Origin of the sequence: Marimonas lutisalis (assembly GCF_005434965.1) — a bacterium.
Taxonomy (GTDB): Bacteria; Pseudomonadota; Alphaproteobacteria; order Rhodobacterales; family Rhodobacteraceae; genus Marimonas_A; species Marimonas_A lutisalis.
This window is the reverse complement of sequence record NZ_SKCI01000001.1, coordinates 1,281,175-1,297,526: the sequence shown is the minus strand read 5'-3', so window position 1 is coordinate 1,297,526 and position 16,352 is coordinate 1,281,175. Positions and strand designations below refer to the sequence as shown.

Annotated in this window: 18 protein-coding genes; 5 read left to right on the top strand and 13 right to left on the bottom strand. The window is 64.8% G+C overall.

What is annotated here, in order from left to right; translation table 11 throughout:
* The 10 genes from E0501_RS06230 to iscR form a co-directional block, all read right to left on the bottom strand.
* Positions 1–597, bottom strand: coding sequence for a Yip1 family protein (locus E0501_RS06230; protein ID WP_205123452.1), 597 nt, complete (start codon positions 595–597; stop codon positions 1–3).
* Complete coding sequence (locus E0501_RS06225; protein ID WP_137700447.1) at positions 594–1,076, bottom strand: YIP1 family protein; 483 nt, start codon at positions 1,074–1,076, stop codon at positions 594–596. The genes E0501_RS06230 and E0501_RS06225 overlap by 4 nt, the downstream gene beginning before the upstream one ends.
* Positions 1,076–2,389, bottom strand: coding sequence for a Fe-S cluster assembly protein SufD (gene sufD / locus E0501_RS06220; protein WP_137700446.1), 1,314 nt, complete (start codon positions 2,387–2,389; stop codon positions 1,076–1,078). The genes E0501_RS06225 and sufD overlap by 1 nt, the downstream gene beginning before the upstream one ends.
* Positions 2,386–3,144 carry a Fe-S cluster assembly ATPase SufC gene (gene sufC / locus E0501_RS06215; protein WP_137700445.1) on the bottom strand — a complete coding sequence of 253 codons (759 nt, stop codon included), beginning with the start codon at positions 3,142–3,144 and terminating at the stop codon, positions 2,386–2,388. The genes sufD and sufC overlap by 4 nt, the downstream gene beginning before the upstream one ends.
* A gap of 31 nt (positions 3,145–3,175) precedes the next feature.
* On the bottom strand, positions 3,176–3,772 hold the full coding sequence (locus E0501_RS06210; protein WP_137700444.1) for an O-methyltransferase: 597 nt from the start codon (positions 3,770–3,772) through the stop codon (positions 3,176–3,178).
* 39 nt (positions 3,773–3,811) lie between these two features.
* The gene (locus E0501_RS06205) at positions 3,812–4,318 is read right to left on the bottom strand and encodes a hypothetical protein (protein WP_137700443.1); all 507 of its coding nucleotides are present in this window, start codon (positions 4,316–4,318) and stop codon (positions 3,812–3,814) included.
* A 156-nt stretch (positions 4,319–4,474) separates the two neighbouring features.
* The gene (locus tag E0501_RS06200; RefSeq protein ID WP_137700442.1) at positions 4,475–4,789 is read right to left on the bottom strand and encodes a heavy metal-binding domain-containing protein; all 315 of its coding nucleotides are present in this window, start codon (positions 4,787–4,789) and stop codon (positions 4,475–4,477) included.
* 22 nt (positions 4,790–4,811) lie between these two features.
* A complete protein-coding gene (gene sufB, locus E0501_RS06195; RefSeq protein ID WP_137700441.1) occupies positions 4,812–6,335 on the bottom strand; it encodes a Fe-S cluster assembly protein SufB in 1,524 nt (507 codons plus the stop codon).
* A 27-nt stretch (positions 6,336–6,362) separates the two neighbouring features.
* Positions 6,363–7,406, bottom strand: a complete 1,044-nt coding sequence (locus E0501_RS06190; RefSeq protein WP_137700864.1) for a cysteine desulfurase family protein — start codon at positions 7,404–7,406, stop codon at positions 6,363–6,365.
* A complete protein-coding gene (gene iscR / locus E0501_RS06185; protein WP_137700440.1) occupies positions 7,403–7,870 on the bottom strand; it encodes a Fe-S cluster assembly transcriptional regulator IscR in 468 nt (155 codons plus the stop codon). Before iscR ends, E0501_RS06190 begins: the two co-directional genes overlap by 4 nt.
* Before the next feature lie 190 nt (positions 7,871–8,060).
* Here iscR and E0501_RS06180 point away from each other — a divergent pair, with 190 nt between their 5' ends.
* From E0501_RS06180 to E0501_RS06170, 3 genes are read left to right on the top strand one after another with little or no spacing between them, the layout of a single operon-like run.
* The gene (locus E0501_RS06180) at positions 8,061–8,714 is read left to right on the top strand and encodes an alpha/beta hydrolase (protein WP_137700439.1); all 654 of its coding nucleotides are present in this window, start codon (positions 8,061–8,063) and stop codon (positions 8,712–8,714) included.
* Positions 8,714–8,962, top strand: a complete 249-nt coding sequence (locus tag E0501_RS06175) for a hypothetical protein (protein WP_137700438.1) — start codon at positions 8,714–8,716, stop codon at positions 8,960–8,962. The genes E0501_RS06180 and E0501_RS06175 overlap by 1 nt, the downstream gene beginning before the upstream one ends.
* Entirely contained in the window at positions 8,959–9,540 is a 582-nt protein-coding gene (locus tag E0501_RS06170) for an HD domain-containing protein (RefSeq protein WP_137700437.1), read from the top strand. The genes E0501_RS06175 and E0501_RS06170 overlap by 4 nt, the downstream gene beginning before the upstream one ends.
* A 137-nt stretch (positions 9,541–9,677) precedes the next feature.
* Here the strand turns inward: E0501_RS06170 and E0501_RS06165 are convergent, their stop codons facing one another.
* The 3 genes from E0501_RS06165 to E0501_RS06155 are packed head-to-tail and all read right to left on the bottom strand — an operon-like array spanning position 9,678 to position 14,258.
* A complete protein-coding gene (locus E0501_RS06165; protein WP_137700436.1) occupies positions 9,678–10,274 on the bottom strand; it encodes a GNAT family N-acetyltransferase in 597 nt (198 codons plus the stop codon).
* Positions 10,271–13,729, bottom strand: a complete 3,459-nt coding sequence (gene mfd / locus E0501_RS06160; protein ID WP_137700435.1) for a transcription-repair coupling factor — start codon at positions 13,727–13,729, stop codon at positions 10,271–10,273. The genes E0501_RS06165 and mfd overlap by 4 nt, the downstream gene beginning before the upstream one ends.
* A gap of 4 nt (positions 13,730–13,733) precedes the next feature.
* Entirely contained in the window at positions 13,734–14,258 is a 525-nt protein-coding gene (locus tag E0501_RS06155) for a component of SufBCD complex (RefSeq protein WP_137700434.1), read from the bottom strand.
* 119 nt (positions 14,259–14,377) lie between these two features.
* On the opposite strand from E0501_RS06155, the gene hemB reads away from it, so the two are divergent.
* Both hemB and E0501_RS06145 read left to right on the top strand, forming a co-directional pair.
* Positions 14,378–15,373: a porphobilinogen synthase gene (gene hemB / locus E0501_RS06150; RefSeq protein ID WP_137700433.1), complete on the top strand. Its 996-nt coding sequence runs from the start codon at positions 14,378–14,380 to the stop codon at positions 15,371–15,373.
* Positions 15,374–15,563: 190 nt separating this feature from the next.
* Positions 15,564–16,124: a lipid-binding SYLF domain-containing protein gene (locus tag E0501_RS06145; RefSeq protein ID WP_137700432.1), complete on the top strand. Its 561-nt coding sequence runs from the start codon at positions 15,564–15,566 to the stop codon at positions 16,122–16,124.
* The last annotated feature ends 228 nt before the right edge of the window (positions 16,125–16,352 follow it).

Genomic DNA, 16,352 nt, shown 5'->3' with positions numbered 1-16,352 from the left:
TCAACCGGCCCCCTCGGCCATCGCCCCGATCAGGAGCAAAAAGAACATCAGGCCCGCGATCAGCAGGCCAAAGCTCAGCAACACCACCCCGACCGCGCGCAGCGGGCTGTTAAAGCCGTGCACCGTGTCGAGAAAGGCAATCAGGATGTAAAGCATCCAGAAACTGGCGACAAAGCCCACGATCTGCGCCAGTGACGGGATTGCCAAGGCCAGCACCAGCAGGCCGATCTGCACCCCCACCTGCACCAGTTCCAGCCAGGTCAGCGCGGCCAGCACATCGGCCAGCTCGGCCGTACCGCCCAGGGCGCGGCCAGCCCAGTAAAGCACGAAGACCGAGATCACCAGCCCGCCTGCCACGAACATCGCCAGAAGCCCCGGAGAATTGAACGCAGGTGGCATTGCCGCGGCGGTTTCCGCGTCCGGCGGAAACAGCGCCAGGTTGCCGCTGACCACGATGGCGTTCAAAATCGCCACCAGAATCACCGCCATCCACAACACCTCATTCGACAGCGCGCGACGCATCGACATGATCTGCTCAGCCGCCGCATTGGGCGCCATGAAGGTCATCTTTACAAGATCTTGCCAGCCGTTCTTCATGTGGAACCCCATGCCTCGGCCATGCCAGACAGCCAGAACCAAGCGAAAACGACGAACCAGGCGAACCCCACCAGCGAAAGCCCCGGGCCCGGTCCGATGAACCCCGCCACCAGCCCCGTGAGCAGGATCAGCGGCGACGAGGCCAGGAACGCCCAGAACAGCGCGATCCGCGCCTCATGGGGGGCGCCCTTGCCGCCCAAGAGGCGCATCAGCCCCCAGGCGACAAAGGCAAGCACGTAAAACAGCAGCGGCGCAATGAACAGCCACGCCATCAGCGTGCCGCCCAGAAGCTGCGGCAGGTCCTGGTCCAACAGATGCGCCTGCCGCGCCAGTCGCGGCCATTGCGCCACGAAAACCAGCACGCAAGCCGCCATCAGGATGGCCAGCGCCCGGTCCTCGCGCGGGCCGGCAGCCAAGAGTCGCCGCACCACGCGGCGCGGCCCGCGATAGGTCGCGCCGATATCGCCCAGAACCGACATCAGTCGCGGCGCCGGGTCAGCCAGCCTTCCAGCCGGCCGGTGATCTCCTCGGCCAGGCGCGCGTCCTCGACCTCCTCGACCGCCTCGGCCAGGAAGGCCAGCGTCAGCAGGTCGGTCGCCTCGGGCGACGGCACCCCGCGCGAACGCAGGTAGAAAAGCGCCTCCTCGTCGATCGCACCGCTGGTCGAGCCGTGCGAACAGGCCACGTCATCGGCATAGATCTCCAGCTCGGGCTTGGCCAGGAACTGGCTGTCGTCATCCAGCAGAAGCGACTGCGATTTCTGATAACCATCGGTGCGCTGCGCCCCGGGTTTCACTAGAATCTTGCCCTGGAACACCCCCGTGGCGCCGTTGCGCAGCACCTTCTTGAACACCTGGCGGCTTTCGCAATCCTCGGCGTCATGGGTGATGAACACCGTGTCGTCATGCACGAAATCGCCATCGCCCAGGCAAGCCCCGGCGACATGCGCCACCGCCTCGTCGCCGGTGAACTCGATCACGCATTCATTGCGCGTCAGCTTGCCGTTCACCGTCAGGGTGAAGCTTTTGAAGGTCGCCTCGCGGCCCAGGCGGGCAAAGATATGCGTCACCGCCCGGCGCTCATGGTCGCGGCCCTGCGCGCGCACGTGATGGAACGCCGCGCCATCGGCCAGCTCGACTTCGAGCACCTTGTTGAACCGCGCCGCCGCCGGGCCGTTTTCCAGCAGGGTCAGGTCGGCCCCCTCTTCCAGCTTGATCACGTGATGCAGCACCGCGTCCGAGCTCTCGGATTCGTGCCGGTAGATCAGGCTCACGGGCTTCTCGGCCTTGCCCGTCACCCGGATCACCACGCCATCGCTGGCAAAGGCGGTGTTATAGGCCGCCAGCGGCCGTTCGACCGGGTCCTGCCCACGCGCTTCCAGCACGCCATAGATGTCCTTGGCCCAGTGGATGTCCTTGCCGCCCGCATCGGTCAGCCGCTCGATCTCGACCCCGGCCAGGTCCAGCGCGTCGGACTCCTCGGCGCTGAACACACCGTCGACGAAAACGATCTTCACCCGGTCGATTTCGCCAAACACCGGGGCTTCGTCATTGGCAAACACCGCCGCCGCCGGCGCCTCGGCCTGGGTCAGTGTGTCGGGCCGGGTGTATTTCCAGTACTCGTCGCGCCGCCCCGGCAGGCCCATTGCCCTCAGCCGGCTCAACGCATCCGCGCGCGCCGCGCTCGCCCATTTGCCGCCCGCGGGCAGGCTCTGGCCCTCCAGCCGCTCGGCCGTGGCGGCCAGCTTGGCTTCCTTCAGCTGCGCGCGTTTCGATTGCACCTGTGCACTCATGCTGCCACCTCGGCCAGGATGTCGGCATAGCCGTTGTTCTCAACCTCAAGCGCCAATTCCGGCCCGCCGGTCTTCACGATGCGGCCATCGGCCATGATATGCACCACGTCGGGTTTGATGTGGTCCAACAGGCGCTGATAGTGGGTGATAACGAGGAAGCCCCGGCCCGCGTCGCGCAGCGCGTTCACGCCATCGGCCACCAGTTTCATCGCATCCACGTCCAAACCGCTGTCTGTCTCATCGAGGATGCACATCTTGGGCTCCAGCATCGCCATCTGCAGGATCTCGTTGCGCTTCTTCTCACCGCCGGAAAAGCCGACGTTGACCGGGCGTTTGAGCATGTCGGCGTCGATCTTCAGGGTCTTCGCCTTTTCGCGGATCACCTTCAGGAACTCGGTGGCGCTCATCTCTTCCTGACCGCGCGCCTTGCGCTGCGCGTTCACGGCGGTGCGCAGGAAGGTCATGTTGCCCACGCCGGGGATCTCGACCGGGTACTGGAACGCCAGGAAAAGGCCCAGGGCCGCGCGCTCTTCGGGTTCCAGCTCCAGCAGGTCCTCGCCATCCAGCGTCGCGCTGCCGCCGGTCACCTCGTATCCGTCGCGGCCGGACAGCACATAGCTCAGCGTCGACTTGCCCGAGCCGTTGGGCCCCATGATCGCATGCACCTTGCCGGCCTCGACCGTCAGGTCGACACCTTTCAGGATCTGCTTGTCCTCTTCTTCAAGTTTGACCTTCAGGCCCTTGATTTCCAACATGATATTTCCTTTCCCAAGTCCTGTTCGCCCCTCAGGGCCGCGTGATCATCCGAATAACCCAGGCCAGCCGCTCGACCGGCACGGGCGTGGGCGTAACCTCGAACCGCGCCATGCGGCCGATCAGTTCGGGCTTGCCCAGAATTTCCTCGGCGGCGTGATACTGCTCGCGCCGCTTGTAATCGTCGAAGTAAAGCGTCACCGGCTTTTGCGTGTGAAACGCCGTCGCCAGCGCACAGCCCACCCGGAACCGCCCATCCACCAGCACCACGTCGGGCTGGCCCATATCGGTGTTTTCCCATACTCCCAGCGGATAGAGCGCAAAGCGCTTCCACGCCCGGTCATCCTCGGGGTGGCCCCACTCTTTCGTCGGGCCGATATCGGCATGGATCACCTCGACCGGGCTCTGGCCCGGGTTCCCGGCAAACCATGCGCGCATCATCCGCGCCCAGTCCTTGTCGCTCTCCACCGAAAAGATGCGCTTGCCCGGCATCTCGGCCGCCATCACCGTCGAGCCGCCCGATCCGTATTCCAGGATCGTGCCGGCCTGCGCATAGGCCGCGCGCAGCGCCTGCGCTTCGGCCTCGGGCAATGTCAGCTCGGGGCGGGATATGGGCGCGGCCATGTTCATCTCAGCCCGCCCGCGCCAGTTCAGATGCACAGCGTGGCGTCAGCCCAGACGATACAGCGTTTCTCCGCGAAACAGCATCGTGCCCGGCTCGGTGCCCTTGCGGATCTGGTCCACCCATTGCGGCGAAAACAGCTCCGACCATTGCGCCGGCGCGATATGCACCAGGTTGTGCATCAGCGTGATGCTCGCCGCGATGCCCAGCACGGACATCACGAATTGCGACTTGCCGGTCAGGTTCAGAAACAGCCGCACCGCGAAGGTGATGACCAGCGCCATCCCTGCCTGGGCCACCAGCTCGTAATCCGGCAACGCGTACTCGGGCGGCAGGCCCCCGGCCCTGAACAGCGTATACTGCCCGCCGGTAAAGGACAGAAACCCGACGAGAAACGACAATGGCAGTTTCAGAAAGCACAGACGGCAGGCGCGCTTCGCGCGTCCGCCCGTCTCGGCAGTCCAGCGACCGGTGTTGAAAACCTCGTTTCGACCGGCGCCTTTCTTCTCGATCCGCTTCAGGCGATCCTGAAAATCCGTATGTCCCTTTGCCATCGACATGGTGCACGACCAAGCTGCTCACGTCCCCAACCCGCGGTTGTCTTGACAACAGATTGCGGCGATCACAGGGCGACAGCGTGAAAAAAGCCATCGACCCGGAAAAAGTTACGCAGGGTAACTTTCGGGCGCTCGATATGTAACGCGTGGCACTCACGCCACCACCACCGCCGTGCCACTGGCCGAAACCATCAGCATCGACTGGCCCACGACCTCGTAGTCGAGGTCCACGCCAACCACCGCATTCGCGCCCAGTTCGCGGGCGCGGTCCTCCAGCTCGCTCAGCGCCGTGCGCCGTCCGTCCTCCAGCTTCGATTCATAGGCGCCCGATCGGCCGCCGACGATATCCGTGATGCTGGCAAAGACGTCGCGCACCACGTTGGCGCCCATGATCGCCTCGCCCACCACGATGCCCTTGTATTCGCGGATGGCCTTGCCTTCGATCGTCGGTGTCGTCGTGATGATCATGTGATCCTCCTGTCGCCGCGGCTCAGCCCACCGAGCCTTCCAGCGAAATCGCCACAAGCTGTTGGGCTTCCATGGCAAATTCCATCGGCAGCGCCTGCAGCACTTCCTTTGCAAAACCGTTGACGATCAGCGCCACCGCCTCTTCCTCGTCCATGCCGCGCTGGCGGCAATAGAACATCTGTTCCTCGTCCACCTTCGACGTCGTTGCCTCGTGCTCGGCCCGGGACGAGTTGTTCTTCACCTCGATATACGGCACCGTATGCGCCCCGCATTTGTCGCCGATCAGCAGGCTGTCGCACTGGGTATAGTTGCGGCTGTTCTTGGCCTTCGGATGCATCGACACGAGCCCGCGATAGGTGTTCTGTGCCACCCCCGCGCTGATGCCCTTGGACACGATCCGCGACTTGGTGTTCTTTCCCAGATGCACCATCTTGGTGCCGGTATCGGCCTGCTGATGGTTGTTGGCGATGGCAATCGAATAGAACTCGCCCTGGCTGTCGTCGCCGCGCAGGATGCAGCTGGGATACTTCCACGTCACCGCGCTGCCGGTCTCCACCTGCGTCCACATCACCTTGGCGCGGTCGCCGCGGCAATCGGCGCGCTTGGTCACGAAGTTGTAGATCCCGCCCTTGCCGTTCTCGTCACCGGGGAACCAGTTCTGCACGGTGGAATATTTCACCTCGGCATCTTCCTCGATGATGATTTCCACCACCGCGGCATGCAGCTGTGCCACATCGCGCTGCGGCGCGGTGCAGCCTTCCAGGTAGGATACGTAAGAGCCCTTGTCGGCGATGATCAGCGTGCGCTCGAACTGGCCGGTATTTTCCGCGTTGATGCGGAAATAGGTCGACAGCTCCATCGGGCAGCGCACCCCGGGCGGCACATAGACAAACGAGCCGTCCGAGAAGACGGCGCTGTTCAGCGTGGCATAGAAATTGTCCGACACCGGCACGACCGAGCCGAGGTATTTCTTCACCAGGTCCGGGTGCTTCTTGATCGCCTCCGAGATCGAGCAGAAGATCACGCCCGCCTTTTCCAGCTCCTCCTGGAAGGTGGTGCCGACCGAAACGGAATCGAACACCGCGTCCACCGCCACCTTGCGGCCCTCAGCAGGCGCGTTCTCGGCGCCTTCGACACCGGCCAGGATCATCTGTTCCTTCAACGGAATGCCCAGCTTCTCATAGGTCGCCAGCAACTTGGGGTCGACCTCGTCCAGCGACTTGGGCTTTGTCTCCATGCTCTTGGGACGGGCATAGTAGTACTGGTCCTGGAAATCGATCTGCGGATAGTTGACCATCGCCCAGTCCGGCTCTTCCATCTGGCTCCAGCGCTCAAAGGCCTGCAGGCGCCATTCGGTCATCCATTCGGGCTCTTCGTTCTTTTCCGAAATCAGCCGGACGATATCGGGGTTCACGCCCTTGGGGGCGTATTCCATCTCGATCTCGGTTTCCCAGCCATACTTGTATTTCTCGCCAAGCGAGCGGACGGCCTCGACCGTTTCCTCCTCGACACCTTCCTTGACCTGCGGTTCTTCCAGACCAGCCATGTGATGTTCCTTCCGTCCTGTTCGCTCTCACGCCGCGCGCGCGCGGAATTTCGTATGGGCGGCGCTCCACGCATCCACGAAACGCGCCACCTCGTCCTTCGTCGTCTCCAGGCCCAGCGACACGCGGATCGCGCTCTGCGCCGTGGTTTCGTCATAGCCCATCGCGGTCAGCACCCGGCTCGCCCGCACCTTGCCGCTGGAACAGGCTGATCCCGCGCTGATCGCGATCCCGGCCAGGTCCATCTGCATCACCTGCGTCTCACCCTTCCAGCCCGGCGTGGCAAAGCACGACGTGTTGGGGAGTCGCCCGGCGGCTTTCCCGACAAAAATAGTATCCTTTGCGGCAGCCGCAATAGATGTTTCTAGAATATTTCTAAATTCTTCCACCTGCGCCCAGCGGCCCACCGCCACGTCGCGCGCCGCCGCCTCGGCCGCGGCGGCAAAACCGGCAATGCCGATGATGTTTTCCGTGCCCGCGCGCCGGCCCATCTCCTGCCCACCGCCCAGCAGCAGCGGATCAAGATCGATGCCGCGCCGCATCACCAGCGCGCCCACGCCCTTGGGCCCACCCAGCTTGTGCGCCGAAAGGATGCCGATCATCGCGCCGGAGTGCAGGAAATCCACCGGCACCTTGCCAAAGGCCTGCGTCATATCCGACACGGCCAGCCCCTCGGGCAGGTCCTGCAACACTCCGGTTTCGGAATTGGCCAGTTGCAACGTGCTTTCATGCGGCTCGGCCACCGCGACCCGGCCCTGCGCGTCCGTGTGCAGGCTGTGATCGACCCAGGCCGCCACCGCGTCATGCTCGATGCCCGCGCCGTGCATGCCGCGCCCGCGCAGCGCCAGCGCCGCCGCCTCGGTGGCACTGGCGGTAAAGACGATCTCGGCCCCCTCGGCCCCGATCGCACGGGCCAGCTGCGCCCGCGCCTTCTCGATCAGCGCCTTGGCCGCGCGGCCCTCGGCATGCACGCTCGACGGGTTGCCGACCACGTCCATGGCGGCAATCATCGCTTCGCGCGCCTCCGGCCGCAGCGGCGTGGTGGCGTTATGATCCAGGTAAACCCGCATCAGTCTTCTTCGTCGTCCACCACGGCAAACAGGCCCGGCACCGCCGGGCATGGGGCCAGGTCGTTGTTCACCACGTCCGACAAACGGGTCTGGTGCAGGAAGACATAGACATGCGCGCTCAGGCTTTCCCACAGCCGGTTGGTCACCGACTGCGCGCGCGATCCCGACAGCCCGCCGCTGGCGCCCGCGCCCTTGTGCATCGCGTCCACCGTCTCGTCCACCGCGCTCAGCACGTCGACGACGCGAATCTCGCTCGCCGGTTTGGCCAGGCGATACCCGCCCCCCGGCCCGCGCACCGACTCGACCAGCCCGGCGCGGCGCAGCTTGACGAAAAGCTGTTCCAGGTAAGGCAGCGAGATATCCTCGCGCTTCGACACCTCACCCAGTGTCACCAGCGTGCCATCGGGCTGCAGCGCGATATCGGCCAGTGCCACCATGGCATAGCGTCCCTTGGTGCTGAGTTTCATGGGTTTTCCCCCTCGTGGCGCCCTGCATTCACGCGCGAATTCATTGACGTTGCGCCCCTGTCGCACTATCTCGCTTGGAGTCCCGGCCGATCCCGCAACACCCGGCCCGGATTTGGAATTGTTCTAAGGTGTCCGACCGATTTCGTCAAGAATTTCCCCGGACCCTCCACGAAGGAAGTGAAAACGCCATATGCCCGAGGTCATTTTTCCCGGACCCGAAGGCCGCCTCGAAGGCCGCTACCACCCGCAGCCCGAACGCGATGCGCCCATCGCCATTGTCCTGCACCCGCACCCGCAATTCGGGGGCACGATGAACAACAAGGTTGTCTACAACCTGCATTACGCCTTCTACAACATGGGCTTCACCGTGCTGCGCTTCAATTTCCGCGGCGTGGGCCGGAGCCAGGGCGAATACGACCAGGGCGTGGGCGAACTCTCTGATGCGGCCTCGGCGCTCGATTATCTCCAGTCGATGAACCAGAACTCGAAACACTGCTGGGTCGCGGGCTTCTCCTTCGGCGCATGGATCGGCATGCAGCTTCTGATGCGCCGGCCGGAAATCACCGGTTTCATCTCGGTCTCGCCGCCGGCCAACATGTATGACTTCTCGTTCCTGGCGCCCTGCCCCAGCTCGGGCCTGATCATCAACGGCACCGCTGACCGCGTGGCGCCGCCCGCCGACACCACGGCGCTGGTGAACAAGCTGCACGAACAGAAGGGCATCACCATCACCCATACCGAGGTCGAGGGTGCAGGGCATTTCTTCGAGAACGATCACATGGAAACGCTGACCAGCACGGTCACCGACTATGTCAAGCGCCGCCTGACGGAGACCACCCGCTGATGTCTTCGTCGCTTGAGAAAATCGCCTCGGACCTGGCAGACGACACCATCGCGATCATGAACAAGACCGGCGAGGACCGCCTGCATTACGAGGTCGCCAAGGTGCTGGGCTCGTCCTCGCAGACGCTGGAAGAGGCCTACCTGACCGAGGTACGGGTGCGTCTCGCCGGCAAGGCCGCGAAGGCGTTTCTCAAGGAAAAGGTCTCCGAGATCGCGAAACAGGCCAAAGCCGCGCCCAGGAAAGAATGAGCGACCGCCTCACCGCCCAGATGGCTTTCCTCAACGAGGCCTGCAAGCTCAAATCCGTCACCCGCGGCACGCAGCTCTGCGACGGTTCGCGGTATGAAAACTCGGGCGAGCACAGCTGGCATATCGCGCTCTACGCGCTGACGCTCTCGGAACACGCGCCCGAAGGCGTGTCGATCCACCGCGTCATCCAGATGCTTCTGCTGCACGACCTCGTGGAAATCGACGCGGGCGATGCGCCGATTTTCGGCGATCACGACCCGGCGGAAATGGCCGAACTGGAACAGGCCGCCGCGACGCGCATCTTCGGCCTGCTGCCGCCCGACCAGGCCGCGGCCTTCCGCGCGCTCTGGGACGAGTTCGAGGCCAACGAAACCCCGGACGCGCAATTCGCCAAGTCGCTCGACCGGTTTCAGCCCCCGAACCAGAACCTCGCCTCGGGCGGTGGCTCCTGGGTGGACTACGACACGCAATGGGACCAGTTCGAAACCCGCGTGGCAGCCAAGATCGCAAACGGCGCGCCCTCGCTCTGGGACTGGCTCAGACCCCGCGCCGCCGCCTGGTTCAAGGCCAACCGCTAGGCCTGCCTTAACCGCCTTGGGGGCTCTGCCCCCCTAGGTGCAAAACGCGTGGCGTTTTGCACCTTCCCCCGGGATCTTTTCGGCAAGATGAATAACTGACTGTAATCACTTGAAAAGAAACTCCTTTCCAGGGGTTTCTATTTCAACACAGGCACATGCGGCGCGGCGTCTTCCGGCAGGTGCCCGGTCAGGCGCGGATCGCGCAGCACCTCGACCTCGCGCTTCACCGGCTCGAACCCCGAGCGGCGATAGAAATCCAGCGCCTGCGGGCTGTCGAGTGTGCAGGTATGCAAGTGAAACCGCGCGACCCCTTCGCGCCAGGCCAGCTCCAGCGCCCGGTTCATCAGCCAGCGTCCGGCGCCCTGCCCGATCGCCGCGCGCGCCAGCCCGAAAAACGCCAGTTCGCAGGCACCCGCCTCGCGGAAATCCAGCTCCAGAAGGCCCAGTTCCTCGCCGTCACGCTCGGCCACATAGACCTCGACCCCGGGGTCATGCAGGATTTCGAGCAGCGCCGGCTCGTCGATCACCAGCCGAGAAAACCACATCCAGTCCTCGGCGCCGACCTTGCGGAAGAGCCGCCGGTACCAATTGGCTTCGGGCGTCTCGACCCGCCGCAGCCGAAACCCCGGGTCCAGCTCGGGGCGCGGCGCCACGGGCGCGCGCATCTCAAGATAGGTCACCACCGTGGCCACGTCGCCCGGCGCGATGTCATAAAACCCCGGCGCCAGCGTCATGTCCCCGCCTTCCCCGTCTGTGCATCTTTCACCTTCGCGGCCAGGTCGCGGGCGATGGCAAAGGCGCCCTTGATCTTGTCACTGTCCTTTTTCCAGTCGCGCCGCACCACGATCCTGTTGTCCTTGACCTTGGCCAGCCCGCGCTGATCCTGGATGAACTCCACAAGCCCCTGGGGCGAGGCAAACTTGTCATTGTGGAACTGGATCGTCGCGCCCCTGGGCCCGCCATCCAGCTTGGAAATACCGGCGCGTTTGCACATCTCCTTGATCCGCACGATCAGCAGAAGCGTGTTCACCTCGCGCGGCAGTTTGCCGAAGCGGTCGATCAGTTCGGCGGCAAAGCCCTCCAGTTCAACTTTGCTGTGCAACCCGCTGAGACGGCGATACAATCCCAGCCGCACATCCAGGTCGGGCACGTAAGTTTCGGGGATCAGCACCGACACGCTGAGGTTGATCTGCGGCGCCCATTGCTCGTCGGCCTCGGTCAGGCCCTCCATCTCGCCGGCGCGGATCTTGGCGATCGCCTCTTCCAGCATCGACTGGTAAAGCTCGTATCCCACGTCGCGCATCTGGCCCGACTGTTCCTCGCCCAGCAGGTTGCCGGCCCCGCGAATATCGAGGTCCTGGCTGGCCAGCGTGAAACCCGCGCCCAGCGTATCGAGCGAGCCCAGCACGCGCAGCCGCTTCTCCGCCGCGGGCGTCAGCCGCGCGCGCGGTTTCGTCGTCAGATAGGCATAGGCCCGCGTTTTCGACCGCCCCACCCGGCCGCGAATCTGGTAAAGCTGCGCCAGCCCGAACATGTCGGCGCGGTGCACCACCATCGTGTTGGCCGTCGGGATATCCAGCCCCGATTCCACGATCGTCGTGGCCAGCAGCACGTCGAACTTGCCGTCGTAGAACGCGTTCATCCGATCATCCAGCTCGCCCGCCGCCATCTGGCCATGCGCGGTGACGTAACTCACCTCGGGCACCTGTTCGTTCAGGAACTCTTCGATCTCGGGCAGGTCGGAAATGCGCGGCACGACATAGAAACTCTGCCCGCCGCGGTAATGCTCGCGCAAGAGCGCCTCGCGGATCGTCACCGTGTCGAACTCGCTCACATAGGTGCGGATCGCCAGACGGTCGACCGGCGGCGTGCCGATGATCGACAGGTCGCGCACGCCCGAAAGCGACAGTTGCAGCGTGCGCGGAATCGGCGTGGCGGTCAGCGTCAGCACATGCACGTCGCTGCGCAGCTGTTTGAGCCGCTCCTTGTGCGCCACGCCGAAATGCTGTTCTTCGTCCACGATCAGAAGGCCGAGGTCCTTGAAACGGATATTCTTGGCCAGGAGCGCATGCGTGCCGATCACGATATCCACCGTGCCCTTCGACAGCCCCTCGCGCGTCAGGTTGGCGTCGCGCGCGCTAACAAAACGTGACAAGGGCCTAACATTGATGGGAAATCCCCGGAACCGCTCGGCAAAGCTGTTATAGTGCTGACGGGCCAGAAGCGTCGTCGGCGCGATCACCGCCACCTGCACGCCCGACATCGCCGCGACAAAGGCCGCGCGCATCGCGACCTCGGTCTTGCCAAAGCCCACGTCGCCGCAAACCAGCCGGTCCATCGGGCGGCCGGCGGAAAGATCGTCCAGCACATCCTCGATGGCGCGCAGCTGATCGTCGGTTTCTTCATAGGGGAAGCGCGCGGCGAACTCCTCCCAGGCGTGGTGCTGTGGCTCCAGCACCGGCGCCTTGCGCAATTCCCGCTCGGCGGCCACCCGGATCAGGCGGTCGGCCATCTCGCGGATGCGTTCCTTCAGCCGCGCCTTCTTGGCCTGCCAGGCACCACCGCCCAGCCGGTCCAACAGGCCCTCTTCGTGGCCGTATTTCGACAGCAGCTCGATATTCTCGACCGGCAGGTAGAGCTTGGCGTTCTCGGCATATTCCAGCGCCAGACATTCATGCGCCGCCCCCGCCGCCGTGATCACCTCCAGCCCCAGGTAACGCCCGATACCATGATCGACATGCACCACCAGGTCACCGGGGCTCAGGCTTTGCGCCTCGGTCAGGAAATTCTCGGCCCGGCGTTTCTTGCGCGTGGTGCGGATCAGGCGGTCGCCCAGAACGTCCTGTTCGGCGATCACCGTCAGGCCCGGCGCCTCAAACCCGTGCTCCAGCGGCCAGACCGCCAGGTGCAGCCCGTGCTTACCCACCGCGCGGGCGTCTTTCACCGTGACCGCGCCGATCAGGCCCTCGTCTTCCAGAAGCCCCTCGATCCGCTCGCGTGCGCCCTCGGAATAGGACGCCACCAGCACCGGCCCTTCGGCCATGCGCGCCTCGACATGATCTTTCAAAACGCTGAAAAGGCTCACGTTTTCCAGCTGACGTTCGGGCGCAAAATTGCGGCCGATCCGCCCGCCGGCGTCGATCACCCCGGGCCCCGTGGCCTGTGGCAGCGCGTGAAACTGCAGCATCCGCCGCCCTACCACCGCCGCGTCCCAGGCGGTCTCGTCCAGGTAGAGCTGCCCCGCCGGCACCGGCTTGTAGACGGTGTCGAGCCGCGAACGCTCGCCCATGGCGATCCGTCGGGTCTCGTACTGATCTTCAACGCTGTCCCACCGTGCGATCCGCTGCGGCGTCAACCCGTCATCCAGCGTCACCGTCGCGCCCGGCAGGTAATCGAACAGCGTCTCCAGCCGCTCGTGGAAAAACGGCAGCCAGTGCTCGACGCCCGCGTGCTTGCGCCCCGCCGACACCGCCTCGTAAAGCGGATCATCGGTGCCCGCCGCGCCGAACTCGATGCGGTAATTCTGCCGGAAGCGCAGGATCGCCGCCTCGTCGAGGATCACCTCGCTCACCGGCGCCAACTCGACCAGGTCGAGCTTCTCGGTCGTGCGTTGCGTCGCCGGGTCGAAGCGCCGCGCGCCATCCAGCACGTCGCCGAAGAGATCGAGCCGCACCGGCCCGCTTTCGCCCGGCGGGTAGATGTCGATGATGCCGCCGCGGATCGCGTAATCGCCGGGCTCGGTCACGGTGGGCGCCTGCGAAAACCCCATCCGCACCAGGAAGGCGCGCAGCGCGTCCTCGTCGATGCGCTGGCCCACCTGCGCGGTAAATGCCGCCTCGCGCAGCACCTCGCGCGCGGGCACCCTCTGGGTGGCGGCATTCAGCGTGGTCAGCAGGACAAAGCGCTCGGGCATGCCATGCACCAGCCCCGCCAGCGTGGCCATCCGCGCCGCGGAAATATCGGCATTGGGCGACACCCGGTCATAAGGCAGGCAATCCCAGCCCGGAAAGCTGATCACCGGCATGTCGGGGGCAAAGAAACGCAGCGCGCCGGCCATCGCCGCCATGCGCTTGTCATCGCGCGCGACATGGATCACCGGGCCGGATTTTCCAACCTCGTCCAGCACCAGCCGTGCATCGAACCCCTCGGGCGCGCCGCCCACGGTGATATGATCGCTCGCCTTGCTCACGCGGTTATCCGAACGGGCCCACCGCCAGGTTCTGGAACATCCCCCATAGCGCGGTGATGAAGATCGAGATCATGCCGATGATCTGGACGATGATCCGGTGCTTGTGCAGCCGGCGATACAGCGCATCGCCGACCTCCTCGTTCTCGCGGATCAGTTTCGCGGTGTTCAGGCTCAGCGCGCCGACGATCGACATCGGAAAACCCAGCAGGAACAACGCCTGGCCGAACTCGAAATCGTACCAGAACCCCAGCATGCCCAGCATCGTCAGGAAGAAACAGCCGAACCCAAGGAGCCACAGCCCCGACACCCGCGCGATATACAGAAGCCGCGTGGTATAGATGCGCACCAGGTCTTCCAGGTCGGCCTCGAACTGGCCACCCTCGCGGCGCGCGCGCAGCACAAAGTCCCACGGCACCCCCAGCACCCAGTGCGATGCCGTCGACCACACGACCGCCAGCGCAATCCAGAACCACAGGTTCGAAAAGCTCCGCATGTCGATCAGTTCGAAAACGGAATGATACCAGTCCAATATACTGTCCTATCGTCGTTGAGGCTTCTTCTAACGGCGCTTTGCGGCAATTCCTACCCTTGAAGATGCGGGCGCTTCCATGCCATTGCATTTCAGCCAGTGCAAGGAGGAGAGCACGCATGAGACCGGTCCAGGCCCCTTTCCCGCTGACCCGCCACCGCCGCACGCGGTCGTCCGCCGCGGTGCGGGCGCTCGTGCAGGAAAACGAACTGACGGTGAACGATCTGATCTGGCCGGTTTTCGTCTGCGATGGCGAAGGCGTGGAACAGCCCGTTGCCTCGATGCCGGGCGTGGTGCGGCGCAGCGTCGACCGGGTGGCCGAGGCGGCAAAGGAAGCGCAGGATCTGGGCATCCCCGCGATCTGCCTTTTCCCCTATACCGACCCGTCCCTGAAAACGCCGACCTGCGAAGAGGCCTGGAACCCCGAGAACCTGTCGAACCGCGCCACCCGCGCAATCAAGCAGGCCGCGCCCGATATCGCGATCATGTCCGACGTGGCGCTCGACCCCTACAATTCGCTGGGCCATGACGGCTTTGTCGTCGACGGCGAGATCGTCAATGACGAAACCGTCGACGCGCTGGTGAAACAGGCGCTGAGCCAGGCCGAGGCCGGCGTCGACATCATCGGCCCCTCGGACATGATGGATGGCCGCATCGGCGCGATCCGCGACGCGCTCGAGGACAAGGGCTTCAAGAACACGACGATCCTGTCCTACGCGGCCAAGTATGCCAGCGCCTTCTACGGCCCCTTCCGCGATGCGGTGGGCGCCAGCGGTGCGCTCAAGGGCGACAAGAAATCCTACCAGATGAACCCCGCCAACACCGACGAGGCGCTGCGCCTGATAGAACGTGACCTGCGCGAAGGCGCCGACATGGTGATGGTGAAACCGGGCATGCCTTACCTCGACATCTGCTGGCGGGTGAAGGACACCTTCGGCGCACCGACCTTCGCCTACCAGGTGTCGGGCGAATACGCGATGATCATGGCGGCCGCGCAGAACGGCTGGATCGACGGCGACAAGGCGATGGTGGAGTCGCTGATGTGCTTCAAGCGCGCGGGCTGTGACGGCATCCTGACCTATTTCGCCCCCGCCGTGGCGCGCGCGCTGGCCTGACTGACCCGGCCCGATCCGGACCTGTTCGGCGGGCTGAAGCCCGCCCTACGGCGCCGCCGCCGCGCAAAGACCCGCCCACCCCCGCGACGGGGCGTGACAGGGCAGATGATCCGGCCTATAGTGACGCCTGATACGACCGGGATGAACCCGGCAGTCAGGCAACCTAGGCAATATTCGAGGCAGTGAACCCATGACTTCGATGACTCGGCGCGGCTTCGCGCTCTCCATGATGGCATCCGCCGGCACGCTTTCGGCCTGCGGCAACGGTGTCGGCTCGAACGGCGCGCAGAAGATCGACGCGCGCGTGGATACGACGCTCAATTACCTCTATTCCACCTACCCCGCCACCCAGGGGCTGGCCGCGAAATCGAACGGCATGCTGGTCATGCCGCTGGTGACCGAGGCGGGCTTCGGCTTTGGCGGCGGCTATGGCCGCGGCGCGCTGCGCGTCAACGGCGTATCGGTCGATTACTACTCGGCCACCAAGGGCAGTTTCGGGCTCCAGATCGGGGCGCAGCAATATGCCCACGTGCTCTTTTTCATGACCGAGGACGCGCTGATGCGGTTCCGCCGCTCGCCCGGCTGGGCCGCGGGGGCCGACGTGGAATACGTGTTCAACGACCAGGGCGAAAACCTGCGCGCCGAGACCACCACTACGACCGCGCCGGTGCTGGCGGTGATCTTCGGCCAGGCCGGCCTGCATATCGGCGCCACGCTCGAAGGCGTGAAATACACCCGCATCATTCCCTGACACTGCCCCAGGTTTTGCGCCGCGCTCTGCGCGTCGCCCGGGGGCAGGCCTCGCTTCGCTCGGCCTGCCCTTGCGTCCCGGACCGGGCCCCGGCATCGGCGTTCTCGCCCTTCCGTGCCGGGGACTTGAGTATTTTTGCCAAGAAAGAACGCAGGCGCGCGCGCTGTTAACCGGTTGCGGCGCCGCACGGCCCGGATTCTGCTGGCAGCCGGATGTCAGCCGGGCGGT